Origin of the sequence: Marinigracilibium pacificum, assembly GCF_012926615.1 — a bacterium.
In the GTDB taxonomy this organism is placed as follows: domain Bacteria; phylum Bacteroidota; class Bacteroidia; order Cytophagales; family Cyclobacteriaceae; genus Mangrovivirga; species Mangrovivirga pacifica.
In genome coordinates, this window is record NZ_JABBNU010000009.1 from 287761 (window position 1) to 294426 (window position 6666).

Below are 6666 nucleotides of genomic sequence, written 5' to 3' on the forward strand. Positions count from 1 at the left end.
CTATATAAATTCTTTTTCTCTTAGAACCTGGATAATAAAATGTTCAACATGACTATTAACTCCGAAGATCTTATTATTCTTTTCCTGAACTAAGCCTTGCCTTTTTAAGTTATCAAGCTTTATTAAACATGACTCCTGATCAGTAAACATAATTTGAGACATCCTACTAACGCTCAACCGCTTATGCAATACAAATTGCTGCAAATAAGATAAATCTTCATCCGTAATATTATAAAGAATCTTATATCCGGTTTTATCTGGTGATTGAATTTCAATTTTCCTTTCAGTTGCAGCATTTATATTTGCCAACCATGATTTCAGTGCTATACCAGGAACTCCATTCGAATAATCAAAATAAGCATTAAATAAAGATGCAAGCCTCATTTCAGATATTTCGTCCTCCTCTTTACCTTTCCATGTAAACTTTATTCCACTACTTCTATGTCTTAACAATAATAGCTGTTTGATTTCTTCTGCATCAAATGGTTTACAATAAAGCTCATTTAAGAAATACTTGTTAAACTCTCTTTGATTAATCATCAATCTGTAGAAATACGGATTACAATTAATCATGAAGAAAATCTTCTCAGAGTATTTATCAATGGCATTTGTTATTAAATCAATAACACCCATTCCCCCTTCTTTTCTTGTCCACCATAGTTCAAGATCACAAATCATCAGAACCGATCCATGTGGCATCGTTTGAAAGATTCTATCTGCACCTCCTGTTAATCCTGTTACATCTCTTAAGGTTTTCTCAAATGACTTTACAGAAGAATTACCATCTGCCATCGGTCTCAGATGGTAGGTATGTTTATGACTAAAAAACTTATTTGCGATGTGTCTCGCAAGCGCTGTTTTTCCTGCATTACGTTCACCAAGAATAACTAACCCTCCTGAAAGACCATTTTGATGTCTACGATATGCTTGTTGGGCAACTGACAATTCCTCAGGTCTGTTAACCCAGAAATCCCCACTAACAAAAGATCTTCCACTAAATAAATTCTGATAATAAACTGGTAGTTTTCCGATAACCTTTCTGTCCGGGCTAATTTTCTCAACAAATGATAGCACCGAAGAAACTGTGTAAAAATCCTTACCATTTGCAACAATGCTCTTGGCTAGAATTACACCCTTACTCTTTGAATATAATAATCGAGTTAACTTTTCCTGTGCATTTTGAGCAATCATCTCAGACCATTCGGCAAACTTACCTCTGACTTGTTTGTTTTTGTAGTCAACAATAAACTGGTTATAATCTTCGGTATTTGCTGACAGAATAAATACCGACAGAGGATCTAACGCTTCCTCAAGGTCACCATTTATTTTATTAACAGTGGAAATGATTTCTTCCTTCAATCGAGTAATATCCTGATCGATCATCCTGGTAGATTGCTGTAGTACTGCTACCTCTTTCTCCTCCTTGTCTTCACTCAGTTTGTTATTGGTGAGTATAAAATCATGCTGATAGTTAGTGTGATTGACAAGGTCTTTGAAAGCATTATTATACTTAATCAACTGTTGCTCACACAATACAACCTCTTGCTGTGCCGGAACAATTAATTTTGAATCTATTAAAAATTCAGAAATTCGTCTAACCTCTATTGTTACAGGTTCAGGGTCACCGGTATATTTTGTATCCTGAGAAAGGTGTCCTGTTTTCAGCACAACACTTTCTTCTGGTAACTGCCTGAATAAATTAGCAATCGTTTCAGATACAGCAGCAAATCTTGTTTCCAGATCTAAAGAAGAGTGGCCATCAAATTTTAATTTCAACTCTACATCCTTACCGGCATCTTCAATCGAATCCTTTATATCTTCTTTTAACTTTTTCGCGGGTCTTATTAAATAATGCTCAGTATCATTTTCAAGCTCTTCTATAAATTCGGTTATTTCCTGTCGAACTCTATATTTAAAGCTATTTAATTGAACTTCTAAATTTAATGCTCCGATGTACCAACTCAACTCTTCATATGCTGCAGAACTAAAGTTTCTGTTATTAGCTTCAATGTTGGCATAAACATTTTTTCTTTTAGAAAGGGTTGAAATCAATGGCTTTACGTTGAGTTTTGAAAGACTAAACGCTAGTTCCTGAGTCATTTTTCTCCATAAGAGTCGCAATCTATTTTGTAGCTTCTCATAATTCTTTTGCTCTTGCTCAAGTGTTTTCTGAAGCTGTTCATGTACAGGGGCTAATAATCCATCAATATCTATTTCTTCATTCTTTTCCTTATCAATTCTTAAATGAAGCTTTTGAAGAGATTGATCAATACTTATTAGATATCCACGAATATTCTTTAGATTATTCTGTTCATATCTTTTAACCTCAGACAACCATCCTGATAAATAACGCTGCCATTGTCCATAAAGAGCAAACTCAACAGTCTTTCTAAAAAGAACCTTTCTGGTAATTGACTGAACGCCCAGATTTCTCTTAAACTTTAACCAACGCTTATAGATTTTAAGACCGACAGAATCATCCTTATTAATTTTTACATCTTCTGTTTTAAATGTTACAGTAATATTTTGCGGAGTACGATCAATATCCTGTTTTAATTTATCCAGATACCAGTTAACAGCATCTTCGACATTTGCACAATTGGTCTTTAACCCTTCTTCAGTCATTCGCTCAAGTATTTCCTTACTATGGAAATAAAAATCATTCTTAATTTTAATAAGGTTTTTTTGAGCCCTGTAATCTGCTTCTGTGGAAGTAACCTTCTTTAACTGTTCTCTAATTGAGCTAATCTGCTTTTCGAGTCTTTCCAAATACTGAACATATACGGAATGAACTTCTCCAATCCCTTTAGCAAAAAACACATCTAACTCTTTTAAGCCATGTTTATCAATTAAAGCAACATCTGTATTAATATTCTCATATCGAGTAGGTAAAAGCCTTGGTAATTCAACCAGATAATTCTTCTCCTCATGAACCTGAGGCTTTTTTATTGTCAGGCTATCAATAGCAATAGTTTCAAACTTATCAGAAGGCAGGGTGATAATACTCGTTCCTAATCTCTTTGTTAGCAAATGGTTTTTGATAAAGTGTTCTTCTTTGCCAATTTCATCTTCATCAAGCCCAATAATAACCAGGTCTACATTCTTTGATTCCCTTTCCATTATTTCAGGTGAGGGTGCGTTTTCAAGAGAATTATCTATAATCTTTATTTTATAATCCAGTCTGAATTTTTCAAGTGTAGATTTTAATAGAGAATAGAGTTTTTCATCCTGATCATGTGTTTGACTAATAGCAAGAACACGAATCTTAACATCCTTCCATCCTGGAGATGACTGAAGATGTCTTAAAAGACTAAAATGGAAAGTAAGATCTTTACCTTTTCCTCTCCACCAAAGGTCTATAAATTTTTTCCTACCAAATCCTTTTGACTTATTATAATTAAGCCAAACGCCATTCATATCCTGCTCATAAATGGTTTCAACCAGCTTCCTGAAGTCTTCCTTGTTATCTTCATCAGCAGTCCAGCCCATCAATACAGTATTTGGTCTTACGCCTGAAAAACCATAAACCCTAATCAGGTCATCCATTCCTTCATATACTCGCGAACAATCGACCGTATATCTAAAGTAACCATTTCCAGACTCAGTAGTCTCCTTCCACTCGCAATCATTTGGTATCCTGATAGGCTTTCCGTCTTCTTTAAGTTCAAAAGCTGTCATAATACCCAAACGCCCACTAATTGCGGTTCCTAATTCAATAAGGTGTTTTCGTTGATTTTCGCTACCTGAAAACACCAGACTATTTGGTCGCCAGTTACGTGAGTGTTCCTGCTTTTGAGTCAGATTTTGTAATCCACTTTTAACCAATGATGACCACACACCACTCCAGGAGTCTCCACTTTCAAGCACCATCTGCTTCCTTCTGAAATAAACATAAATACCTCCCAGAATTACTACAGCACCAATCATTGCAGTAAGGTCAAGTTGAATCATTACAACAAGACATGCTAGAGCACCAAGAATACTTACCCAGGCAGGAATTTTAAATTGCGGTCTGAAATCGGCACTAGTAAGTTTTTCAAAAGCACAACTCAGGTTTATAAATCCGTATGTTGTAATAAAGAAAATCGAAACAATACGGGCAATAACATCTAATTCCCCGATAAGAATACCCAACTCTGCAATTATAAATGTTAATATTAGCGCATTCCTTGGCTCATTCGCTTCCCCGGTACCCTTACCAAACCAACTCCACGTTATTTTATCAATAGCTGTTGCCTGAAGTATCCTGGGAGCGCCTAAGATACTTCCAAGTGCTGAAGAAATTGTTGCTCCCCATATTCCGGCAATTACTAGTTCAGGTATCCAAGAAATGTCAAAAAGTACATTTGGGTTATTTGCCAGTTCCTCAGCATCAACAGTGAATGCAAAGAAGCTTGCAATCAAAACATATGCGACTAATCCAAAAACAATTGCAGCTATTGTTCCTACAGGAATTGATTTTTTTGGGTTTTCAAGGTCCCCAGACATTGACACCCCTGCTTCAAAACCAGTTACTGCTGGGAAGAAGATTCCAAACAAGAGCATGATACTAACTTCTCCACTAAGCGGTTCAAACACTGTTTGAGTAGTTTCATGGGCATCATTTCCTACAAATATTGACACCAAAGACAAAGCGATGGCAGCCATTATGAAAAACTGAGATTTAATCGCAAGAGACGTACTTATAAAAGTAATTGCCGTTACTGCAAACAAGGCTATACTTCCGGTAATCCGAATTGTATTAATATCTGTTGGCAAATCAAAGTAAGACAATAAACTCTCACTAAAACCAATCAGGTATAAAGACGTACTAAAGGACAATCCAACAAAAAGTGCAATTCCCAGAGTACCACCAATTGGCAACCCTAAACTTCTACTAATTATATAATAGGTTCCACCGGCCTCAACTTTTTTATCTGTTGCGATGGAAGAAACACTTAGTCCTGTACTTGCTGAGATTATATGAGCGACTAATATTATCCCAAGAGTATACCATAAGCCTGCCGTACCAACAATCATTGGTAACCTCAAATACATAATAACACCCAGGATAGTTAAAATAGACGGTGTAAAGACACCTGCAAAAGTTCCAAACTTTTTGATTTTGGCCATAAAGGTCAAATTTTATTGTATAAAATATCTAAAGTTATCGTTAATTTAATAATTTGAATCCAACCTGAAAGTTTTAATTCAGGTTATCTTGAAAAAATTGCTTAATGGAAGAACTAAACGAATTATCACCATATGTATTGGTTATCGCTGCATCAGTGATAATAATTGTCTCCTATCTTTTTAATGTTGTTAGTCAAAAGACTAATATTCCTAGTGTAATATTATTGATTTTAACCGGTATTGGTATAAGTCAGGGACTTAAATATATTGGTCTCGATCTGGAAGACATCTTATTTAAGGTACTTGAAGTACTCGGTATTCTAGGTTTGATCATGATTGTGCTGGAGGCTGCATTAGATCTTAAATTAGGTAGAGATAAGCTCAAGTTAATAATAAACTCTTTTGTAGTTGCTTTTTTGAGTCTTGGACTTACCTGTTTTGCTATTGCCTATATTCTGGTATACTTTCTTGAAATGGAAATGATGAATGCAATACTTTATTCGGTTCCATTATCAGTAATGAGTAGCTCCATAATTATTCCTAGTGTTGCAAACTTGATTGGATCAAAAAAAGAATTTCTAATTTATGAAGCAACTTTCTCTGACATACTAGGGATAATGGTTTTCTACTTTATTATTGGAAATGCCAATGCCTCAGATGCAAAAGAAGTCTTTTTTGATATTTCAAGTAACATCACATTAACTGTATTATTATCGATAATATTAGGTTATGCGCTGGTTTATTTAATTCAAAAACTTGACTCAAAGGTCAAATTATTCTTATTAATATCATTTTTGATATTGTTATACTCAGTTGGGAAGTATTATAAATTATCAAGTCTTATTATAATTCTTCTTTTTGGACTACTCCTTAATAATCATAAATTATTTTTCAGAGGATGGTTCAAACAATTCACCAATGAAAAGAAATTAAACGAGGCATTAGATGATTTGCACCTGGTAACACTAGAAACAGCTTTTGTTGTAAGGACATTCTTCTTTGTAATCTTTGGAATGACCCTTCAGTTAAAATCCTTACTAAGTATTCAGACAGCTATTGTCAGTTTAATTATAATATTAGCAACCTATATAATTAGATGGCCTTTACTTAAAATCTTCTCAAACAGATCTTTAAAACCTGCATTCTTCGTGACCCCGAGAGGGTTAATTACAATCTTACTATATTTCAGTATACCTGACGAGTTTAAATTTGAAGAATTTAGGCCTGGAATATTATTGTATGTAATTATGCTTACCAACATAGTTATGACATACGGCCTTATAACAGATAAGTCTGATAAATCAGAGGACATTGAAAAATTAGAATTTGATGACTGGGAAGAGCTTGATGAAGAATTGAAGCTTCTAAAAGAAGAAGACAATAATGATGATCAATCAACAGAAAACACTCAAGATAAAATAGAACAACAAGAAGAGAAGAAATAAAAAAAGGAGCTTAGTAGAGTGCCCCCAAAAAGTTAGACACTATTTGGGGGCATTTTTATGTTTAAGAGAAAGAAGTACAACTATGAATTTCGATTGAGTTGTGTGCGCT

2 protein-coding genes are annotated in these 6666 nt (G+C 34.5%); one reads left to right on the forward strand and one right to left on the reverse strand.

The window, feature by feature from the left end; translation table 11 throughout:
* Complete coding sequence (locus HH304_RS15530; protein ID WP_169683280.1) at positions 1-5112, reverse strand: APC family permease; 5112 nt, start codon at positions 5110-5112, stop codon at positions 1-3.
* 104 nt (positions 5113-5216) lie between these two features.
* Here HH304_RS15530 and HH304_RS15535 point away from each other — a divergent pair, with 104 nt between their 5' ends.
* Complete coding sequence (locus HH304_RS15535; protein ID WP_169683282.1) at positions 5217-6557, forward strand: cation:proton antiporter domain-containing protein; 1341 nt, start codon at positions 5217-5219, stop codon at positions 6555-6557.
* Positions 6558-6666: the final 109 nt, after the last annotated feature.

Excerpts from the sequence above, each read along its gene's own strand:
- HH304_RS15530 (WP_169683280.1), bottom strand. The coding sequence starts at position 5,112 with ATGGCCAAAATCAAAAAGTTTGGAACTTTTGCAGGTGTCTTTACACCG.
- HH304_RS15535 (WP_169683282.1), top strand. The coding sequence starts at position 5,217 with ATGGAAGAACTAAACGAATTATCACCATATGTATTGGTTATCGCTGCA.